The organism is Actinomycetota bacterium (genome assembly GCA_028698215.1).
In the GTDB taxonomy this organism is placed as follows: Bacteria; Actinomycetota; Humimicrobiia; order Humimicrobiales; family Humimicrobiaceae; genus Halolacustris.
On record JAQVDY010000009.1, the window covers coordinates 33,588 to 54,611 of the forward strand.

The window sequence follows — 21,024 nt, forward strand, 5'->3', positions numbered from 1 at the left end:
TAAAGAAATTCTATGAGAAAAATTAGAGGTTGCTTCATAACCTTAATCATAATTATTTTCCTGGCTGCTTTGGTATTGCTGCTGGTATGGGCGTCGGATGGAAGAGAAAGCGGAACCCAGGATGCCGGTTTTCTTTCCCCTTCCAGGAATTTACTTTTTTTGGGGGTGGATGAGAGGGAAGGAAACAGCGAGTTCCAGGGCAGGACAGATACCATACTGGTTTTTCATATCGGCGGATGGGGACAGCCCGACAGTTTGATATCCATACCCAGGGATACCAGGGTAGAGCTGGAAGGCCATGGATATGCCAAGATTAATGCTGCTTATGTTTATGGGGGACAGGATATGGTCAAACAGGAAATTAGGGAACTTACCGGTATGGGTATAGATAATGTGATGCTGGTAAACTTTGATGCTTTTAAAAGCATTATTGACTTGCTGGGAGGAGTAACCATAGAGGTCACCGAATCCCTACATGATCCCTTATCCGGGGCAGCTTTTGATCCGGGGACCTATAATATGGACGGGGAGCAGGCTCTTGCCTATGCAAGATGCAGGGCTACAGCCAGGGCAGACCTGGACCGGGTAGACAGGCAGCAGCAGTTGTTAAATGAACTGATCAAGCAAAAAGTAAATTTTAATACGGTAATCAAGTCCCCCCAGATTATAAGTGTATTAAATAAGGAAGCAGTTAGTGATTTTACCCTGGCGGATTATATGGCTATAGGGTTGGTAATGTTTTCTTCCCAAGAGATAAACCGGCTCACCATACCTACCCAGGGAGCAAACATAGACGGCATCAGCTACCTGATTGCAGATCCTGCAGAAGTCAGGGCTTATTTGGGGCAATATATTAAGCTGGATTATTAATACCCATTAAAATTTTACCTTCCTTTATGATAATATGATTAATAAATTAAAAAAGACAAGTGAAGGTGGTGAAAGTGGCTGAAAATGCACCGATAAGTATAGCTAACTTATCCTTGTTAAGTGAAAATGATAATTTCCTAATTCAGGTGTCCAAAAAATCCAGGAATTTGGAAACCTTCTTAAAAAAGGACATTCCTTCCCGGGATAAAGCCTGGATACCTGATCTTAAGAGCTGGGAGATAAATAAGAAGTGGCTGCTAAAAGTAAGCGATATCTGCCGGGAGGAATTTGACCAGGTATTCTTCGACTTTAATGAAGATCTGTTCGATTTAAATGATCCCGATAATTACCAGCAGTTCAGGGAAAAAATCATAGAAGATATGATGTAGCCAGATACAGGGTTGGTTAAAATTCTTAATTCATTTAATGTAGGCAGGGGTAAAATATGATTCCAAGATATACGTTGAAAGATATGGGAGCTGTTTGGGAGGATGAAAATAAGTTTTCCAAGTGGCTCCAGGTAGAAACGGCAGTAGCCAAAGCGCAGGCAGAAATGGGAATAATACCGGCAGTAGCTGCCCAAGACATAGCAAGCCGGGGAAAATTTGAGATAGCAGAAATAGACCGTATTGAATCCCAGACCCATCATGATGTAATTGCTTTTCTGACCAATGTATCTTCTAATATAGGAGATTCAGCCAAATACCTTCATTACGGGCTTACCTCTTCGGATGTAGGCGATACTGCATTATCCCTGCAAATTCTGGATGCTATAGGCATAATAGAGGAAAAGCAAAAAAAGCTAATTTTCCTTCTCGTAAATAAAGCCAGGCAATATTCCCACCGGGTCATGGTAGGCAGAACCCATGGCATACATGCTGAACCAATTACCTTGGGGTTAAAATTTGGCTTGTATGCTTTTGAAATGGAGCGTAATTACCAGCGGCTCCAGCAGGCCAGGCAGGTAATAGGGGTAGGCAAGATATCAGGAGCAGTGGGTACCTATGCCAATACTTCGCCCCAGCTGGAAGAAAGGGTATGCCAGATACTGGGCCTGGAGCATGCTCCTATTTCTACCCAGGTTCTCCAGAGAGACAGGCATGCCCAGCTGATTAGCATCCTGGCCATCGCTGCTGCCACCCTGGAAAAGATAGCCCTGGAGATAAGGCATTTACAGAGGACTGATGTCAGGGAGGCAGAAGAGCCTTTTGCCAAGGGGCAGAAAGGTTCTTCGGCTATGCCCCATAAGAAGAATCCCATTCTATGTGAAAGGATATGCGGGTTGGCCCGCATACTGAGATCCAATATGGTAACCGCTGTGGAAAACATTGCCTTGTGGCATGAGAGGGATATTTCCCATTCTTCTGCTGAAAGGGTAATTATACCGGACAGTTTTATACTCCTGGACTATTTGCTGGAAAAAACCTATTTTGTAGTGGAAGGGCTGAAGGTATATGAAAGCAATATGGAGCAAAACCTGATGAAATACGGCGGCATAATATTTTCCCAGAGGGTACTTTTGGCCTTGATTGAAAAGGGGCTTTCCCGGGAAGAGGCTTATGCCTTGGTTCAGAAGGAAGCTATGGATGCCTGGGAAAGCCAGGGCAGCTTTAAGGAAAATATATTGAATAACTCTACCCTATTAAAACATATGGGCTTAGAAGAAATAGAAAAAATATTTGATGTAAATTATCATCTGCGATATATTGATAAAGTTTTAAAAAGGCTAGACCATATAAAGATATAGGAATATTATGATAAAGGCAGATGTTTATATTACCTTAAAAAAAGAAATTCTAGACACCCAAGGTTTGGTAATCCAAAAAGCCATACCCCAGATTGGCTACCATAATGTCAGCCAGGTAAGGTTTGGTAAATATATCCAGCTTAATATAGACGATAGCGGTAAATCCGAACAGGAAATAAGGCAGGAAATAGAGTACTTGAGCCATAAGCTGCTATCCAACCCCATTATTGAAGATTTCAGGTACGAGATTAGCAGAGATGAATAGCAATAAGGTTAAATTTGCCATAGTGGTTTTTCCCGGTACCAATTGTGAGCAAGACTGCTATTATGCCTTAACCAATATACTGGGAGCTGCATGCCGCTATGTCTGGCATCAGGACACGGAATTGGGAGATTGTGATGCGGTTATACTTCCCGGGGGTTTTTCTTACGGGGATTATCTGAGAAGTGGAGCTGTGGCCAAGTTTTCCCCCATAATGTCTGCAGTTAGAGATTTTGCTGATAGGGGAGGGCTGGTGATCGGTATCTGCAACGGCTTTCAGATTCTATTGGAGGAAGGGATGCTGCCGGGAGCTATGCTTCAGAACAGCAGCCTGCAATTTATATGCAGGTATGTATGGTTGAAAGTAACCAATAATAATACTCCTTTCAGTTCCCAATACCGGGCACAGCAAACTGTTTGTATGCCTATCCGGCACAATGAGGGCAATTATTATATAGACGGTAAGGGATACAGGAAGCTTCTGGAAAACAACCAGGTAATTCTACGTTATTGCGGGCCTAAAGGCAGCACCTCGGACAAATACAACCCCAATGGTTCCATTGGTAATATAGCGGGTATATGCAATGAGGGCTTCAATGTGTTTGGACTGATGCCTCATCCGGAAGCATGCTGTGAGAAAATTTTAGGTTCTGATAGCGGCAAGTACCTGTTTTTATCCATGATAAAACATATAACCAGTTTAAAGGCCGGGGTATGATATGACTATGAAGCTAGATAAGGGATACATGGATCTGGGCTTAAAAGATGAGGAATATGAAAAAATTGTAGAATTTTTAGGCAGGAAGCCTAATTACCTGGAGCTTAGCATATATGCGGTCATGTGGTCGGAGCACTGCAGCTATAAAAGTTCCCGGGCCTGGTTGAAAAAACTTAAAACCGATGGCAGGTTTGTGCTGCAGGGACCGGGCGAAAATGCAGGAGTTTTAGATATTGGGGATGGGCAGGCACTGGTGATGAAGATTGAGTCCCATAATCATCCCTCGGCAGTGGAGCCCTATCAGGGAGCAGCTACCGGTATTGGAGGTATTATCAGGGATGTTTTTGCCATGGGGGCCCGTCCCATATGCAACCTTAATTCCTTACGTTTTGGCCGGCTTGACTGTCCAGGCCGGGCTAAATACCTTTTTGAAAATGTAGTAAAAGGCATTGGCGATTATGGAAACTGCATGGGCATCCCCACCGTGGGGGGAGAAGTTTACTTTGACTCTACCTATGAAGGCAACCCTTTGGTTAATGCTATGAGCGTAGGGCTGGTAGACAAGAAGAAGATTATTAAATCCAAGGCTTTCGGCCAGGGAAACTATATAGTATTGATAGGTTCGTCTACGGGAAGAGACGGCATTCACGGGGCTACCTTTGCTTCTGACCAGCTGGATGATGATTCTGAATCCAGGAGACCTTCGGTGCAGGTAGGAGACCCTTTTATGGAGAAAGTGGTAATGGAGGTTTGCCTGGAGCTGTTGGATAAGAACCTCATACTGGGCCTTCAGGACATGGGGGCTGCCGGCATAACCAGTTCTACGGTAGAGATGGCCAGCAAAGGAAAAGTGGGACTGGATATCGATGTAAGCCAGGTACCTTTAAGGGAGCCCAGCATGCAGCCCTATGAGATCATGATTTCTGAATCACAGGAAAGAATGGCAGCCCTGGTGCACCCATCCCAGTTTGACCAGGTTAAACAAGTATGCCAGCGATGGAATATAAATTGCGGCCGGATAGGGACGGTAACCGGTACCGGGCTGTACCGTATCTTTAACGGGGACAAGCTGGAAGGACAGATACCGGTAGAGACCCTGACTGAAAAAGCTCCCCTATATTTCCATCAATACAGCCGGCCCAAATATTTGGATAATTTGGAGCCCAGCCCCAGCCAGGAGCAGTATAGGGACTTGGCCAGGGAGCGGGGCCTGGAGGAAATATTTATAGAAATGATCAAGTCTCCCAATATCTGTTCTAAAAAATGGGTATGGGAGCAATATGACCATATGGTCCAGACCAATACGGTGGTGCTGCCGGGAAAAGATAGTGCGGTAATAAGGATAAAAGACAAGGACAAGGCAGTTGCTTTTACCACCGATGGCAATGGCAGGTACTGTTATTTGGATGCTTACCAGGGGAGCATGATTGCTGTAGCTGAAGCTGCCCGTAATTTGGTATGCAGCGGAGCAGTGCCCATGGGCATCACCGACTGCCTGAATTTTGGAACCCCGGAAAAGCCGGGCATATTCTGGCAGTTTAAAAACTGCATAGAGGGCATGTCGGAGGCCTGCCACGTACTGGACATACCGGTAATAAGCGGCAATGTAAGTTTTTATAATGAAAGCTACTTTAAAGCCATACACCCTACCCCGGTGATAGCTATGGCCGGCCTGGTAGAAGATATAAATAATATAGTTACCATGGACTTTAAGCATCAAGGGGATATAATCATGCTATTGGGGGAAAATGGAAATGACATGGGGGGCAGTGAATTTGAAGAGGTGTTCTGGAAATTGGTTACTGGAAAATGCCCCTGCCTGGATATTCAGTTTGAAAAAAAACTTCAGCAATTTTGTCTAAAAGTTGCTAGGGAAGGGCTTATTAAATCAGCCCATGACTGTGCACTAGGGGGATTGGCGGTTGCACTGGCTAAATGTTCTTTAGGCGGCAGTATCGGAGCTAAAATTAATATAGACAAGCCGGATGGCCATGGACTTAAAACCCTGTTTAATGAAAGCCAATCCAGAATTATAATAAGTATCAAGGATTCGGACCTGGACCGGGTTAAGAAAAGATGCCGGCAGGCAGGCATACCCTATCAGCTGATGGGTACGGTGGGGGGATCCAAATTTAAGATTAATGAAGATATAGATATGGAAGTGGGGGAGATAAAAGCCTTATATCAGGAGGCTATAGCTTCTATTATGGCTAAATAACCATGTTAATACTAGACCATAAAATCAAGGAAGAATGCGGAGTATTTGGGATATATGCTCCGGGCAAGAACATTGCGGAAATCATATTTTATGGACTCCAGGCCTTGCAGCACCGGGGACAGGAAAGCGCAGGTATTGCGGTTTCGGACCAGGAAAATATATTGATCTTTAAGGACCTGGGGCTGGTATCACAGGTGTTCAATGAAAAAAACCTGGTGCCTTTGCAGGGACATCTGGGCATAGGGCATACCCGTTACAGCACCAAGGGGAAGAATATTTGGAAAAATTCCCAGCCCCTTTACAGGATGTTTAAGAAAGATAGTTTTGCCATTGCCCATAACGGCAACCTTATTAATTCCGAGCAGCTGCGCCAGCAGCTTTTAGCCAAGGGAGCCCGTTTTGAGACTTCCAGTGACACCGAAGTTATAGCTTCCCTTATCGAGCACTCAGAAAAAGATAGTATTGATGAAGCCATAAGGGAGACTACGGAAAAGATAAGGGGCTCCTATTGCCTGGTAATACTGACCAAAGACAAGGTTATAGGCATCCGGGATCCCTTTGGGTTCAGGCCTATGGTGCTGGGAGACATGGAAGGCCATTACGTACTGGCCTCTGAGACCTGCGCCCTGGACATAATTGGGGCAAAGTTTATAAGGGAAGTGGATCCGGGAGAGATTATTACTATTGATTCTAACGGCCTCCGCTCGCAGATGCTTCTTCCAGTGGACCGTAAATCCATGTGTGTATTTGAACTAATATATTTTGCCCGGCCGGACAGCTATATAAATGGGCAGAACATGTTTGAGGTCCGGCACCGGATGGGACAGGAGCTGGCCAAGGAATCGCCGGCAGAAGCAGATATTGTAATATCTGTTCCTGATTCCGGGACTCCGGCAGCCATCGGCTATTCGGCATATTCCAAGATTCCTTTTGCTGAAGGCTTTATCAAGAACCGCTATATCGGCCGAACTTTCATACAGCCCAGCGAAAAGATTAGGGAAACCGGGGTGAGATTAAAATTAAATCCCTTGAAAGACATTATCAGGGGGAAAAGGCTGGTAGTGGTAGATGATTCCATAGTCAGGGGCAATACCTCCAAACAGATAGTCAAGATGCTCTATAATGCAGGGGCCAAGCAGATACATATGAGGATTAGCTCCCCTCCCTTACTTTATCCCTGCTATTATGGAATAGACATGGCTACCAAGAAAGAATTTATTGCTGACCATAAAACAGTAGAAGATATCAGGAAGTTTCTAAAGGTGGACAGTTTAAGCTATTTATCCCTAAAGGGGCTGATGAGGGCTATAGGAGAATCAGAGCATAGCTTCTGCCTGGCCTGCTTTGACGGCAAGTATCCGGTGGAGCTGCCCCGTAATTTCAAATATGATAAAAATTCAATGGAGACAAAAAAGGTGGGTTCCAATGCCTGAGAAAAAACAATCCTATCAGCAGGCAGGAGTAGATATAGAGAAGGCGGCCCAAGTCCTGGATGCGGCCAAAAAATCAATTACTTCTACCTTTTCGGGACAAGTGCTAAATGACCTTTCTGCTTTTGCCGGTATGTTTAAGTTAAATCCTGGCCAACTCTCTAATCCGGTGTTGGTTTCTTCCACTGATGGAGTGGGCACCAAACTGCTGCTGGCCCAGAAGCTCAATGATTACCGTAAAGTAGGCCAGGACTTGGTGGGCATGTGTGTAAATGATATTATATGCTGCGGAGCCAGGCCCCTGTTTTTTTTGGATTACATAGCTTGCGGCAAAATAGATAAGAACGTAATAACCACGGTAATAAAATCAATTTCTGACAGCTGTATTACCTGTGAAGCTTCCCTGATAGGCGGAGAGACTGCTGAAATGCCGGGCATGTATGGACCTAATGACATTGATTTGGCCGGCTTTGCAGTAGGCATAGTCCAGCAGCCGGATATCATTAAGCCGGATTTGGTCCAGGCCGATGACGTAATTATAGGGGTAAGCTCTTCAGGGCTGCACAGTAACGGTTTTTCTTTGGTCAGAAAAATAATAGAAGAAAGCAAGCTGGACCTAGACCAGGAATTTTTGCCGAACCGGAGCCTGGCCCAGGAAGTATTGGAGCCAACCAGGCTGTATTGGCCTTTTGTAAAAGAGGTAATATATAACCATAAAATACCGGTGCACGGCATAGCCCATATAACCGGGGGCGGTTTTTATGACAATATTAACCGCATAATACCGCCAAACCTGGATGCTGTCATCCAAGAGGGTAGGTGGCCGGTTAAACCTATATTTAAATATTTGATGGAAAAGGGAAATATTGATAAAAAAGAGATGTATCATGTATTTAATATGGGCATTGGCCTGGTACTAATAACCGGCAGCCAATATTTGGAAAAAATAAGAAGCATTACTGATGGTACCGAAAATCAAGTTTATCATATCGGGTCCTTAAACCCGGGAAAAGGCAAGGTAGGGGTAGAATTTGAGTCACAAACCACTTAAAAGGCTGGCTGTTTTTGCTTCCGGTTTCGGATCCAATTTGGGAGCCATTATAGATTATATGGAAAAAAACTCAGTTAACGGCAGCCTGGTGCTGGTGTTCAGCAATAATCCCAAAGCCCCTGCGCTAAATAGGGCTGTCCAGCATAATATCAAAACCTGTGTGCTGGAGCCCCGGGACTATGGCAGCAGGGAAGAATATGACCGCCAGATTGCTGCTGTGGTGCAGGAAAATAAGATAGACCTTATAATTTTAGCCGGCTATATGCTACTGTTAAGCAGCTGGTTTGTAGAAAAATATAAAAACCGTATTATGAACATACATCCATCCCTGCTGCCTGCTTTTAAGGGCATGCACGGGATAAAGGACGCTTTTGACTGGGGAGTTAAGATAACCGGGGTAACGGTCCATTTTGTAGACGGTAAATTAGATCATGGCCCTATAATTTTACAGAAAGAGGTTCCGGTTAGCCAGTCAGATACCCTAAGCAGCCTGGAGGAAAAGATACATAAAGTAGAGCATGTACTTTACCCGGAAGCTATAGGTTATTACTGCCAGGACAGGCTGCGCATAAAGAAACGAAAAGTAATTATAACAGGCATAGAAAAGGAGTAAGTCATGTCAGCAAAGATAAACCGGGCGCTGGTAAGCGTATCCAATAAACAGGGGCTGGCAGATTTCGCCGCCAATCTAAGAAAGCATGGAGTGGAAATCTACTCTACAGGGGGGACCTATAAATATTTGGCGGAAAACGGTATAGAAGTAAAAAAGGTGGAAGATATTACCGGTTTTCCAGAGATGCTGGAGGGCAGGGTTAAGACTCTGCACCCTTATATCCACGGTGCCTTGCTTGCCGATCGAAGCAACCCTGCCCATATGGAGCAGGTACAGGAAAAAAATTTAAAGCTCATAGATATGGTGGTGGTAAATCTGTATCCTTTCGGGGAGACTATTTCCAAACCGGGGGTAACCCTGGCCCAGGCGGTAGAAAATATTGATATCGGCGGACCAACCATGATAAGGAGCGCAGCTAAAAATTATAAGAATGTAGCAGTGGTAGTAAACCCTGAAGACTACCCTAATATTATAGCTGAGATGGATGCCAAAGATGGCTCAATCAGCCAGGAGGTATTATTTGAGCTGTGTGTTAAAGCTTTTAAGCATACCCATGAATATGATGGGGTAATCTATAATTATTTCAGCAGCCTGGGTGAAAAGCAGGCAGATCTATTCCGGGACCCATCTGGCCGTTTTTCAGATAGTATAAGCATAGGGGCAATCAAGATACAGGATTTAAGATACGGTGAAAATCCTCATCAGAAAGCAGCTTATTACCGTTTTAAAGACAGCAGGCCGGACAGCCTGGTACAAGCCAGGCAGCTGCAGGGCAAAGAACTTTCCTATAATAATATACTGGATGGTAATGCTGCCCTGGCCATAGTAAAAGAGTTCTCTCCTGTATGCGTATCTGTAATCAAGCATAACAATCCCTGTGGGGCAGCCATTGGGACTTCGGTAAACGAAGCTTACCAAAGGGCTTACAGCACCGATCCGATGTCAGCTTTCGGCAGCGTGGTGGCTTCCAATAGGACCTGGACCTTGGAAGCAGCCCGGTTTATGGTGGATAAATATGTAGAGGTACTGATAGCTCCCGGATATGAACCTGAAGCTTTAGAGCTGCTTAAGCAGAAAGAGAATTTGAGGATAATGGAAATTGATTTTGACTTGGATAAATACCTAAAGGATTTAGGCCAGAAAAAGATTAATCCGGTAGATATCAAAAGTATGGACGGGGGATTGCTTCTGCAGGACCTGGATATAGGGGCAGATGATCGGGCAGAGATGAAAGTGGTTACCGAAGCCCAGCCTACTGCCAAGCAATGGGAGGATTTATTATTTGGCTGGCAGATCATTAAAAGCGTTAAATCCAATGCCATCGTCCTGACCTTGGAAGGCAGGACGGTAGGTATAGGGGCAGGGCAGATGAGCAGGGTGGATTCAGTTAGGATAGCGGTGGATAAGTCATTGGGCAAGGCCGCAGGTACCTGCCTGTCCTCAGATGCCTACTTCCCCTTTGCTGATGGAGTCAACCTGGCTGCCCAGGAGGGCATAAAAGCCATCATACAGCCTGGAGGCTCAGTCCGGGACCAGGAAGTAATTGACGCCTGCAATGACCATGGGATACCTATGGTATTTACAGGAAAAAGACATTTCAGGCATTAATAAAATAGAGCCCCTGTGTTTAGCAGGGGCTCTATTAGGTTTAACATACGCTTACCACAAAAGGATCAGACTGAAGGGTATTCTTTACCACATCATCAATATTGTCCACAAAAACCAGCTCCAGGTCCTTTAGCACGCTGGCCGGGACCTCTTCTAGGTCCTTCTTATTTTTAGCAGGCAGTACTACTGTTTTCAAGCCAGCCCTTTTGGCTGCCAGCAGTTTTTCCTTCAATCCTCCTATGGGCAGCACCCTGCCTCTTAGTGTTATTTCTCCGGTCATTCCTACATCCCTTCTTACCGGTATGCCGGTAAAGGCAGATACCAGTGAAGAAGTGATAGATACTCCAGCCGAGGGGCCATCTTTAGGTATGGCGCCTGCCGGTACATGTATATGTATATCAGATTTAGAGAATATATCATCATCTATGCCAAAATCATTAGCCCTGGACCTTAAGTAGCTTCGGGCAGCTTTGGCTGATTCCTGCATTACATCTCCCAGTTTACCGGTAAGGATAAGCTCACCCTTGCCGCTGTAATAGGTAGATTCAATCAATATTATGTCCCCGCCTACCGGAGTATAAGCTAGCCCGGTAGCTACTCCTACCTTATTCTCTTCTTCAATTTCAGAAGGCTGGACCTTGGATACACCCAGGTAATCCCTAACTTTTTTAACCGTTATATGTTTGGGATATTTTTTCCCTTCCACAATTTCCCGGGCCACTTTCTTGCATATATTGGATATCTCGCGCTCCAGGTTTCTTACGCCTGCTTCCCGTGTGTATTCTTCAATTATCAGCAGTATTGCCTCTTTTTTGAATTTGATATCATATTTTTCCAGGCCCTGCTCCTTAAGCTGTTTGGGTACCAGGAATTTTTCTGCTATGAATATTTTTTCCTCTGAGCTGTAACCGGGGATCTCTATTATCTCCATCCTGTCCCTTAATGCCGGATGGATGGTATCCAGTATATTGGCTGTGGTTATGAACATAACATTGGATAAGTCGAAGTTCACTTCCAGGTAATGGTCCCGGAAAGAATTGTTCTGCTCGGGATCCAGCACTTCCAGCAGGGCTGAAGAAGGGTCACCCCTGAAATCAGCTCCTACCTTGTCAATCTCATCCAGCATAAACAAGGGATTGTTGGTACCAGCTTGAACCAAGCCCTGTATTATTCTACCAGGCAGGGCTCCCACATAAGTTCTCCGGTGTCCCCTTATTTCGGCTTCATCCCTTACGCCTCCGATAGACATCCTTATAAACTTACGGCCCATGGCTTTGGCAATGGATTGGCCCAGCGAAGTTTTACCTACTCCCGGGGGCCCTACAAAACAGAGTATGGGTCCTTTGGTGTTTTTGCCTTTCAGTTTTTTGACCGCTAAATAATCCAGTATATGTTCCTTTACCTTTTCCAAATCATAATGGTCGCCATCCAGTATTTTCTTGGCTTGTTCCAGGTCCAATACGTCTTTTGTTTTTTCAGACCAGGGAACATCCAGCATCGTATCTATATAGGTACGGACATAAGAGTATTCAGGAGACATGCTGGAAATAGTTTCCAGCCTCTTTATTTCCTTCTCTATTTTTTCCTGGGCATCTTTAGGCAATTTCTTCTTTTTAAGCTTATTCCTGTATTCCTGTATTAAAGCTTCACTTTCATCTGATTCTCCCAGTTCGTTCTGGATAGCCTTTAACTGCTGCCTCAAATAATACTCTCTCTGTGTTTTACCCACTTCCTTCTGTACTTTGTCCCTTATCTGTGACTGTACTTCAAACCTCTTCAGTTCTTCGGATAAAAAATCAGTCAATTTTTTAAGCCTGGCTTTAATATTAAGCTCTTCCAGGATAGCCTGCTTTTGGTCGGTACCGGCCAGAAGATAAGAGGCAAAAAGGTCAGCCTGAACCTCTGGCTTGGATATATTGGTAGCAGCCACTACAAAAGCGGTGGGCAGGGGTATGCCCAGCTGTATAAATTTTTCTACCTGCATCCTTATGGTGGTATTAAGATTATCCAGCTCATCATCCTGCTGGTAAGGTTCATCTTCCAGCACTTCAATGGATGCCCTAAAATACTTATCGGTCTGGGTATAGTATTTGATTCTTACCCTGGCTATTCCTTCTACCATGCATTTAATTTCATTTTCAGAACTCTCTACCACCTGCTTTAAGACGCATGCGGTTCCTATATCATAAAGATCTTCTTTGTCTACCTCTTCCTGGTTTTCTTCCTTTTGGGCTACCACTACAATTATCTTATGTTCCTTGGAAGCGTTTCTTATTGCTTCCAATGACTTTGGCCGCCCGACTATCAGGGGAGTAGACAGGTAAGGAAATACCACACTATTTTTTAAGCTCAGCAATGGGAGCTCTTGCGGTATCTTTACTTTTTCTTTGGTTTCTTCGGCCATAATTTATATCAACTCCTAATTTTTATTCTATACATATTTATCATATTTCACTAACTTAAAAGAATTAAATCCCTATTGCAAACATAAAAATATTTTGCATTATTATTATAACAGAAATTACTGTTAAACACTAAACAAATTTCTTTTATTAGTAAAAATATTTTTCACTTAAAGTGAAAACTTTAGGAATTATATTAATTATATTCAATAATGTCAAATGTATAGTATAATGAAGCATTCATATTTAACTGATGGGAAAGGTTTGAAAACACATATTGAATGCATACCCTGCAATATTGAACAATGCATAAACACCCTTAATATTTCCGGGGTAAGTGAAAAGCTTAAGAGAAAGACGGTAGCGGTGCTGCTGGACAGGCTCAAGGACATGGACTACAGCCTGCCCCCCGCCTATAATTCAGATGTGGCCTACCGGGTATGCCGGGAGGTTACCGGTATTGAAGACCCCTATCTTAAACTTAAACAGGAATGCAACCAGAGGGCTCTGGATATCTATCCCCAGTTAAGGGAGATAGTAGACCAGTACCAGGATCCCCTGTACATGGCAGTCCGGGTGGCGGTAGAAGGCAATATCATAGACCTGGGCATAAACGTTAATAAAGGCCAGAAAGTAGATTTTGGCCAGATACTGGAAGATATAAGGAATGTGCCCCTGGCAGCAGATCATTACCCTGCTTTTAAGGCCGAGCTGGCGCGGGCCAACCATATACTTTATCTGGGGGATAATGCGGGGGAAATAGTGTTTGACCGGGTTCTTATCAGGGAATTGGTAAAATGCCAGAAACATATAGTATATTCAGTAAAATCGGGGCCTATTATCAATGATGCTACCATGGAGGATGCCCGGCAGGCCGGTATCCACCACCTGGTTAAGGTAATAGAAACCGGTTCAGACCGCCCTGGAATAAATTTTGATTATGTCTCTAAAGAATTCCTGCATGAATTTAAAAAAGCAGACCTAATTATAAGTAAGGGCCAGGCTAATTTTGAATGCTTGGACGAAGTGGATAAAAATATATTTTTCATACTTAAGGCCAAGTGCGGCCTGGTAGCTAAGAGGCTGGGTGTAAATTACCTGGATGTAGTTTTAATAAAAAGGAAACCTTCCTGGGGCAAAAAGGAAGTTTAATAACCCAGCTCTTTTAATTTTTGGTCATCCAGGCCAAAATAATGACCAATTTCATGCAGTATTACCCTCCTGATATTTTTTTTCAGGCTTTGCTGGTTGGGGCTTACGGCTTCAATGGCCTGTTTGAAGATGGTTATCTTATCCGGCATCATATGGCGGCTGCCTGCCTTCCGGGTGGCGGGGACGCCCTGGTATAGACCCAATATGAGCTTATCTTCAGCATCCTGGCCCGAATCATCGATTACCAGGCCTATATTTTTAATTTTTTCCTGGAAGTGTGGGGGTAAATTTTCTATTACCTCTAACACTTCTGCCTCAAATTGCTCTAAATCCATGAACCCATTGTATTATTTTAGCTGCTAAATTCAAATATCTTCAGGATATTTATATATTTGATAAAAAGTATTAAGCACTTTAATATAGTTTTAAAAGTTAGAAATGGAGAAAAGCGGTGCCTGTAATTAGACAGGATTTATCCACCAGGGAGTGGACTATATTTTCAGTAGAAAGGGCTAAAAGGCCCAAAGACTTTATACAGCGGCAGGGGCAGGTAAATGATGTAGAGTATATGCCGGATTGCCCTTTTTGCAGGGGCAATGAGCATATGACCCCGGCCGGAACCTATAGTATAGGAAAAGGAAAGAAATGGGAAGTGAGGGTAATACCCAATAAATTTCCAGCCTTGATTCCTTCCCCAAGCAGGGGCTATAAAGTAAACCGGCATATTGATGGGCCTTATCTAAGCATTGACGGTATAGGAAGCCATGAGGTTATAATTGAGTCTCCCCGGCATAACTATAATTTGGCTAACAGGGATTATGGGCATATTGAAAAAGTGCTGCACGCCTACCGGCAAAGGTTTGTTGAGCTTAGCCGGAATGAAAATTACCAGCTAATCATTATCTTTAAAAACCATGGCCCAAGGGCCGGGACTTCCCTGGAACACCCTCACTCACAGCTAATTGCTACCCCCTTTGTTCCCAGTTATGTGAGAAACAAGCTTTATGAGGCCCAGAGGTATTTTGATGATTTCGGCCGCTGCGTATATTGTAATATGCTGGATCATGAATCAAGGGCCAGGGATAGGGTAGTGGCTGAAAATGAGGAATTTATAGCTTTTGCCCCTTATGCTTCAATGGTTCCCTATCATCTGATTATATTGCCCAAACGCCACCAGTCATGCTTTATCCAGGCAGAAAGCAGCCAAATGAGCCTTCTGGCCCATATTTTAGGCCAGGTGCTGGGCCGGTTATATGACAAGCTTAATAATCCTGATTACAACTATGTGCTGGACAGCTCCCCGGCAGATAAAGCAGGAGAGAAACATTATCACTGGCATCTGGAAATTTTACCCAGGCTCAGTACCAGGGCAGGGTTTGAAATAGGGTCAGGAATGCATATTAATAGCATTCTTCCGGAAGATTGCGCCAAGTTTTTGTCCGGAAACGGATAATTAAAATAAATCAGACAGGAGGATATATGTTTAAGTCTTCTATAAAAATTTTTACTATATTCGGCATAGAGATAAGGCTGGATTACAGCTGGTTTATAATCTTTGCCTTGTTTGCCTATTATTTCGGCTTTCAGTATTTCCCCCAGGTTTTACCTGGCTTAAATCCCGGCCTGATGGCCTTGGTGACCTTAATTACAGTTATCTTGTTTTTCTTTTCAGTACTTTTTCATGAGATGAGCCATTCCCTGGTAGCCAGGAAACAGGGGATACCGGTAAACCGGATATCCCTGTTTATATTCGGGGGGATGGCCCAGATAGAAAAAGAAGCTGATAATCCGGGAAGTGAATTTGTAATGGCAGTGGCGGGGCCGCTGGCTTCATTTTTCCTGGCCCTGGTGTTTGGGATGGGATGGCTGGCTGCCAGGGGGACAGCAGTGGCGGTAGAGCCTTTAAGGTATCTTACCATTATAAATATAATGCTGGGAGCGTTTAACCTCCTGCCGGGATTTCCCCTGGATGGGGGCCGGGTGCTGAGGTCCATTATATGGAAAACTACCGGGAATCTTAACCGGGCTACCTATATTGCCATGATATCGGGAAGGGTTATAGGGTTTTTGATGGTGGCAGTAGGTATACTGTTTATCTTTATAGGTAATTTTTTAGGGGGAGTGTGGCTGGCTTTCATAGGCTGGTTTCTGCAGTCCTCTGCTTATAATAGTTATCGCCAGACAGTGTTTGAATCAGCGGCCAAGGGAGTTAAAGTGGCAGATGTGATGAATGAAAACATAATAACTGTACCCCGGACTATTACTTTAGAAGAGCTAATTGACAATTATTTTATGAAATACAACTATGGCCGGTTTCCGGTGGTAGAAGGAAAAAGAAACCATAGGTTCATAGGAGTGATATCCCTGCATGATGTCAAAAGCTTTTCCCAAGAAGAAAGAATTAGCACCATGGTAGGTGAAGTGGTCAAAACCTTCAGCCCCCAAGAAGTGATAAACCCTGATATGGAAATAAGTGAAGCCATAAAACTAATGTCATCCCATGACCTGGGCCACCTGGTAATAATGGATGGCGAAAAGGTTAAAGGCATAATTACCAGAAGCGATGTTATGAGATTTATCAAACTACAGAGCGAGCTGCACTGATAAGCCAGTGGGCCCAAAAAGGAAAAGCATTGGTTTTAAGGCTGCTGAAAAACCGTAACTTCATATTTTTGCTGGCACTGGTTCTGGGCCTGGCCTTAGGGGATAAGGCCAGCTGGGCCAGGCATATCACAGTACCAGCCCTGGGACTGGTGATGACAGTATCCATGGTCCAGCTTCCCTTAAGCTCCATGGTTCCCCTAAAGCAGGTAATTAAACCGGTGCTGTGGACCATAATACTAAATTATGTAGTATTCGGGGCCCTTACGCTGGTCTTAGCTAAATATTTAGCTCCCAATGAACAGATCTGGTACGGGTTTGTGGTGCTGGCTTCAGCTCCACCAGGAGTAGCCATTGCTCCTTTTACCGGTATTTTAAAGGGAAATGTAAAATTCTCCTTAATGGGGGTAATAGGAGCCTATCTGGCTTCCCTGGTAATAATACCCCTGGCGGGATGGTGGTTTGTAGGCAGCAGTTTTCTGGATCCGGTAAAACTGGTGCTGGTGCTGGTGGAACTTATCATCGCCCCTTTTATAATAGCCCAGGTTCTTATCAAGTTAAAGGTTTCCTCCTATATTAATAAATGGCGGGGCCCATTGGTAAACTGGGGCTTGTTCCTGATTATTTTTGCAGTCATCGCTTTAAACCGGGATGCGCTGTTTAGCCAGCCTTCCATCTTGCTGTATACCCTGCTGATAGTGGGCATTCCCCTGTTTGGCCTGGGATTTTTAATAGAATTTATTGTATTTAAGTTAAAGGTAAAGCCCCGAAACCGGAGCAGTTTGGTACTTCTTTCCAATATAAAGAACGGCGGTTTTGCTGCTGCTACAGCCCTGGCCCTGTTTGGCGACGAAGCTTCTTTGCCGGGAGCGGTGGCCAGTGTGCTTATCATCATATACCTGGTTATACTCACTCTCAGAGTTAAAAAATACTCCCAATAGTTATAAAAGTATTATAACTTTAATAATAACATATATATTTAAATATATCTTGACATATATTTTTTATTATATTATTATTTAAATTGTTATTAGTGTTAATAGTTTAATTGAAAATTAAATAAGTCAACTTTAGTAATAGAGGCTAAGACCTGCAATTCGCAATTTGGGCACCTAGAATTGCAGGGAGCCAGTGGTGCAACCGGCTATTACTCTTTTTCTTTCTAATATAAAAAGATAATTGCCATTTAGCCTCTAGCTGAATGGCTTTTTTTATAGGGAAAGAAAATAATGAAAACTAAATTTAATAAAAAACTAAGTGCAGTAATAGTAATGATAGCAGTGGCGGTTTTGTTTGCATCGTCGTTTGCCATTACCAGTTTTACTGATAAAGCAAAGGTTAATAACCTGGCCCAGGACAGCAGCACTTATGTGGCAGGCTTAAGCCAGGGCCAGCAGGTACAGGCCTTAAGAGCTGAATATGTTAATGATGGGCAAAGCCAGGCTGAAACTATTATGGCTAATTTGGGCCAGAATATTGATCAATATGCAGTTAAGGCCAAACAGCAGGATGCCAATGTAAAGGGCAGCAGCGAAGGCACCAGCTTGCCTGCTGCGGTTCAAAACACTGTGCAGCCGGCTAACCTGAATTCCTATGAGCAGCAAGTGCTGGATTCGATAAATAATATAAGGGCAGCCAATGGTTTAGGGCCCCTTGCTGCATCCCAGACTTTAACCAATATAGCCAGGTCCAGGAGTGCAGACATGCTGTCCAGGGGATACTTTTCCCATTATACTCCGGAAGGCTTGAACATATTTAACATACTTAAGAGTAATGGTATTTCTTACCGAAATGCAGGGGAAAACCTGGCTCATTCCCAACCCGCCTCTGCCGGCACACCCCAGGCCTTTGCTGATGCCTGGATGAACAGCCCTACACATAGGGCCAATATATTAAGGGGAGAATATGGCCAAATAGGTATCGGGCTGGCTGAAAATGGGGGAAGAAGAGTAGTTACCACTGTATTTATGAATTAATTTTATATAGATTTCTTACTGTAAAAGGAGAAGAAGATGGACGCCACAAAAATGGTCTTTGGAATAGATATTCTGGATTATGACCATATGGATATTAAGGATAGCCACAAATGGCTAATAGAAACCAGGTTTTCGACCCAAGAACTGGATGAGATAGCCAGTGATCTTATTAATAAAAAGGGAAAGTTCGCCAAAGTTTCTGCAGCTTCCCTGGCTTCAGAAATGGAACATATGAACTGTATCAGGATATTAGAAGATTTAACCGGCATAATCCAGCATACTTCAGAGTATGAGCTATAACTAAAGATACAATCTAAATTAAGAGGCTTCTGCCGGTTAGCGGTAGGGGCCTCTTAATTTTATAAATTGCTGTCATCCTGGCTCTTGCCACAAATAGTCTGTTAAGTGCCCAGCAGAGGTTATATAATTATCTTTACAAAATTATTCTCTTTTTTATATTATGCTGATAACATGATTAAAGGTTGATATTATGGAAAGCCTTCACTCAATTTTAAATTTACTGGGCTATGCTTTTGCCAAACAGAAGGATTACCAGCAGGCCGAAAAGCACTTTGCTCAAAGTGTAGCCAAGTCTTCTGGTTTTGCTTACGGATATTATAATCTAGGCCTATCTGAGCTGAGACAGCAAAAATATGCAGAAGCTAAAGCTGCATTTGAACAAGCCCTAAAACTGGATAATGATTTGGCTAAAGCCAGGTATAACCTGGGGGTAACTGAAGGAAAACTGGGCAACTTCAAACAGGCCGAGGAAATATTTAAACAGCCCATAGAGGTTAACAGTGATTTTATGGCGCCACGTCTTTCCGGCTTGAAGCTAAACGTAAAAGACTATAAGGATACAGGCCAAATCACGGAAGCCCATAGGCAGGAGTGGAGGCAGTTTATTTTGGATATAAGGCTTACCAAACAGTTTGAAGAGGATGAAAAACAGCTAAAGCAAGCGGCTCAAGATGATTTGGATTTAAGTAAAAGATGGCATGAATTTGGCTTAAGTGTTTACCACCGCCAAAAATTTGAGGAGGCAGAAAAGGTATTTAAAAAAAGCATGGCCATAGAAGCCGAATACATAAATATATTTTATTCCTACTCAGTTAACAAGCTTAGGGAAAATGATTACTTGCAGGGCAGGCAAGCCTTAACCAAAATCCTGGATTTGATGGAGAACTACCGGCAAGCTTCCCTGGTATTGGGGGCTGCCTTGGGGCAGCTTGACAAATACCAGCAGTCCCAACAGGTATTTGAGGATCTAGTAGACCTGTTCGGCCAGGACATAGATGTATTAGACGGCTTGGCGGTAGCTTTAACCAAGCAAAAAAAATTACCGCAGGCAGAGCTTACATACCAGACCATGCTGGATATGGACCCCAGCAATGCTGATATAAGGTTCCGGTATGCCCAGGTCCTGTACAGGCAAAAAAAGCTGCAGCCGGCAGCTGAATATTTTAAGCAGGCGGTAGGTTTAAAGCCTGATCATACCCAGGCTAAAATAAAATTGGGTTACTGTCATTTAGGTTTACAGCAGTACGAGGAAGCAGAAAAAGTATTTGGGAAACTGGTGGCAGACGGGGACCGGGGCATAGAAGTAGTGGAAAAATATGCAGAAAGCTTGTATAAGCAGCAAAAATATGGGCAGCTTTTAAAATTTAGCGAACAAATGAAAAGCCAGGCTACTGATGCACTAGTGGAGATGGAAGCAGAAAGCAGCTTAAGGTCAGGCTTATGGGAAAGGGCGGAAAAAGCTTTCAACCAGCTTCTGGCCAAAGAAAATAAGCAAGAATATTTACTGGGCTTGGGCCAGGTTTACCTAAAACAAAAAAAATATGTTCAGGTGCAGCAGGTATTGGAGCAGGTTATATCCCAAAGCCCCCAGAATCAGCAGGCTTATTATTTTTCAGGGTTAGCTCACAGTGGCCAGGGAGAGCTTAATAAGGCTCTGCGGGCCTTTGAAAAGGTTATCCAGCTTAGCCCTGAGCATGTCTTAGGGTGGTATGTATTAGGAATTACCAGGGGGGATCTCAAACAGTATGACCAGGCCATGGAAGCCTTCAGGAAGGTTTTAACCTTAAAGCCAGATCACAAGGAAGCTTTAAATAACTTGGGGGTATGTGCTTACAAATTACGGGATTATGAGCAGGCAGAACAATATTTTAAAAAAGCGTTAGAGATTGACCAAAATTATGGGGAAGCCTGGTATAATCTGGGCATTTGCCTGGGCAGCCAAAATAAGGTTTCAGAATCGATGCAGGCCATTGCCAGATCCAAACAGGTTACCAGCGGACAGTAGAGGTAGGCCCTATCCTGCAAACCATGCTTACAATTATCCTAAACAGTTTTACCAATATCAATATAATCACC

Annotated in this window: 19 protein-coding genes and 1 riboswitch; of the genes, 17 read left to right on the top strand and 2 right to left on the bottom strand. The window is 43.7% G+C overall.

Annotated features, from left to right (window positions below; translation table 11 throughout):
• Positions 1 to 12 precede the first annotated feature (12 nt).
• The 10 genes from PHN32_04410 to purH all read left to right on the top strand — a co-directional run bounded on the left by PHN32_04410 (position 13) and on the right by purH (position 10,517).
• Positions 13 to 870: an LCP family protein gene (locus PHN32_04410; GenBank protein ID MDD3776827.1), complete on the top strand. Its 858-nt coding sequence runs from the start codon at positions 13 to 15 to the stop codon at positions 868 to 870.
• Between the two features lie 74 nt (positions 871 to 944).
• Complete coding sequence (locus PHN32_04415) at positions 945 to 1,259, top strand: hypothetical protein (GenBank protein MDD3776828.1); 315 nt, start codon at positions 945 to 947, stop codon at positions 1,257 to 1,259.
• A gap of 56 nt (positions 1,260 to 1,315) precedes the next feature.
• Positions 1,316 to 2,617: an adenylosuccinate lyase gene (gene purB / locus PHN32_04420; GenBank protein ID MDD3776829.1), complete on the top strand. Its 1,302-nt coding sequence runs from the start codon at positions 1,316 to 1,318 to the stop codon at positions 2,615 to 2,617.
• Positions 2,618 to 2,624: 7 nt separating this feature from the next.
• The gene (gene purS / locus PHN32_04425) at positions 2,625 to 2,882 is read left to right on the top strand and encodes a phosphoribosylformylglycinamidine synthase subunit PurS (protein ID MDD3776830.1); all 258 of its coding nucleotides are present in this window, start codon (positions 2,625 to 2,627) and stop codon (positions 2,880 to 2,882) included.
• On the top strand, positions 2,875 to 3,597 hold the full coding sequence (purQ, locus tag PHN32_04430; GenBank protein ID MDD3776831.1) for a phosphoribosylformylglycinamidine synthase subunit PurQ: 723 nt from the start codon (positions 2,875 to 2,877) through the stop codon (positions 3,595 to 3,597). The genes purS and purQ overlap by 8 nt, the downstream gene beginning before the upstream one ends.
• Before the next feature lies 1 nt (position 3,598).
• Positions 3,599 to 5,815: a phosphoribosylformylglycinamidine synthase subunit PurL gene (gene purL / locus PHN32_04435; GenBank protein ID MDD3776832.1), complete on the top strand. Its 2,217-nt coding sequence runs from the start codon at positions 3,599 to 3,601 to the stop codon at positions 5,813 to 5,815.
• A gap of 2 nt (positions 5,816 to 5,817) precedes the next feature.
• Positions 5,818 to 7,248 (top strand): amidophosphoribosyltransferase, encoded by a 1,431-nt coding sequence (gene purF / locus PHN32_04440; GenBank protein MDD3776833.1) that lies wholly within the window; start codon positions 5,818 to 5,820, stop codon positions 7,246 to 7,248.
• Positions 7,241 to 8,296 (top strand): phosphoribosylformylglycinamidine cyclo-ligase, encoded by a 1,056-nt coding sequence (purM, locus tag PHN32_04445; protein MDD3776834.1) that lies wholly within the window; start codon positions 7,241 to 7,243, stop codon positions 8,294 to 8,296. Before purF ends, purM begins: the two co-directional genes overlap by 8 nt.
• Positions 8,277 to 8,909 carry a phosphoribosylglycinamide formyltransferase gene (gene purN, locus PHN32_04450; GenBank protein ID MDD3776835.1) on the top strand — a complete coding sequence of 211 codons (633 nt, stop codon included), beginning with the start codon at positions 8,277 to 8,279 and terminating at the stop codon, positions 8,907 to 8,909. The genes purM and purN overlap by 20 nt, the downstream gene beginning before the upstream one ends.
• Positions 8,910 to 8,912: 3 nt before the next feature.
• A complete protein-coding gene (gene purH, locus PHN32_04455; protein MDD3776836.1) occupies positions 8,913 to 10,517 on the top strand; it encodes a bifunctional phosphoribosylaminoimidazolecarboxamide formyltransferase/IMP cyclohydrolase in 1,605 nt (534 codons plus the stop codon).
• A gap of 40 nt (positions 10,518 to 10,557) precedes the next feature.
• Here purH and lon read toward each other — a convergent pair whose 3' ends face one another.
• Positions 10,558 to 12,921, bottom strand: coding sequence for an endopeptidase La (gene lon / locus PHN32_04460; protein ID MDD3776837.1), 2,364 nt, complete (start codon positions 12,919 to 12,921; stop codon positions 10,558 to 10,560).
• 262 nt (positions 12,922 to 13,183) lie between these two features.
• On the opposite strand from lon, the gene PHN32_04465 reads away from it, so the two are divergent.
• Positions 13,184 to 14,071: an ARMT1-like domain-containing protein gene (locus PHN32_04465; protein MDD3776838.1), complete on the top strand. Its 888-nt coding sequence runs from the start codon at positions 13,184 to 13,186 to the stop codon at positions 14,069 to 14,071.
• On the opposite strand, the gene PHN32_04470 is transcribed toward PHN32_04465, so the two are convergent.
• Positions 14,068 to 14,406, bottom strand: coding sequence for a metallopeptidase family protein (locus PHN32_04470; protein MDD3776839.1), 339 nt, complete (start codon positions 14,404 to 14,406; stop codon positions 14,068 to 14,070). The two genes, PHN32_04465 and PHN32_04470, sit on opposite strands and share 4 nt — an antisense overlap.
• Before the next feature lie 116 nt (positions 14,407 to 14,522).
• Here PHN32_04470 and galT point away from each other — a divergent pair, with 116 nt between their 5' ends.
• The 6 genes from galT (at position 14,523) to PHN32_04500 (ending at position 20,953) form a co-directional block, all read left to right on the top strand.
• Positions 14,523 to 15,524, top strand: a complete 1,002-nt coding sequence (gene galT / locus PHN32_04475; GenBank protein ID MDD3776840.1) for a galactose-1-phosphate uridylyltransferase — start codon at positions 14,523 to 14,525, stop codon at positions 15,522 to 15,524.
• A gap of 26 nt (positions 15,525 to 15,550) precedes the next feature.
• Positions 15,551 to 16,675, top strand: a complete 1,125-nt coding sequence (locus PHN32_04480) for a site-2 protease family protein (GenBank protein ID MDD3776841.1) — start codon at positions 15,551 to 15,553, stop codon at positions 16,673 to 16,675.
• A gap of 29 nt (positions 16,676 to 16,704) precedes the next feature.
• The gene (locus PHN32_04485; GenBank protein ID MDD3776842.1) at positions 16,705 to 17,613 is read left to right on the top strand and encodes a hypothetical protein; all 909 of its coding nucleotides are present in this window, start codon (positions 16,705 to 16,707) and stop codon (positions 17,611 to 17,613) included.
• Between the two features lie 128 nt (positions 17,614 to 17,741).
• Positions 17,742 to 17,827, top strand: a riboswitch (cyclic di-GMP riboswitch).
• A gap of 74 nt (positions 17,828 to 17,901) precedes the next feature.
• Positions 17,902 to 18,648 (top strand): CAP domain-containing protein, encoded by a 747-nt coding sequence (locus tag PHN32_04490; GenBank protein MDD3776843.1) that lies wholly within the window; start codon positions 17,902 to 17,904, stop codon positions 18,646 to 18,648.
• Positions 18,649 to 18,684: 36 nt separating this feature from the next.
• A complete protein-coding gene (locus PHN32_04495; protein ID MDD3776844.1) occupies positions 18,685 to 18,948 on the top strand; it encodes a hypothetical protein in 264 nt (87 codons plus the stop codon).
• Between the two features lie 190 nt (positions 18,949 to 19,138).
• Entirely contained in the window at positions 19,139 to 20,953 is a 1,815-nt protein-coding gene (locus tag PHN32_04500) for a tetratricopeptide repeat protein (GenBank protein ID MDD3776845.1), read from the top strand.
• The last annotated feature ends 71 nt before the right edge of the window (positions 20,954 to 21,024 follow it).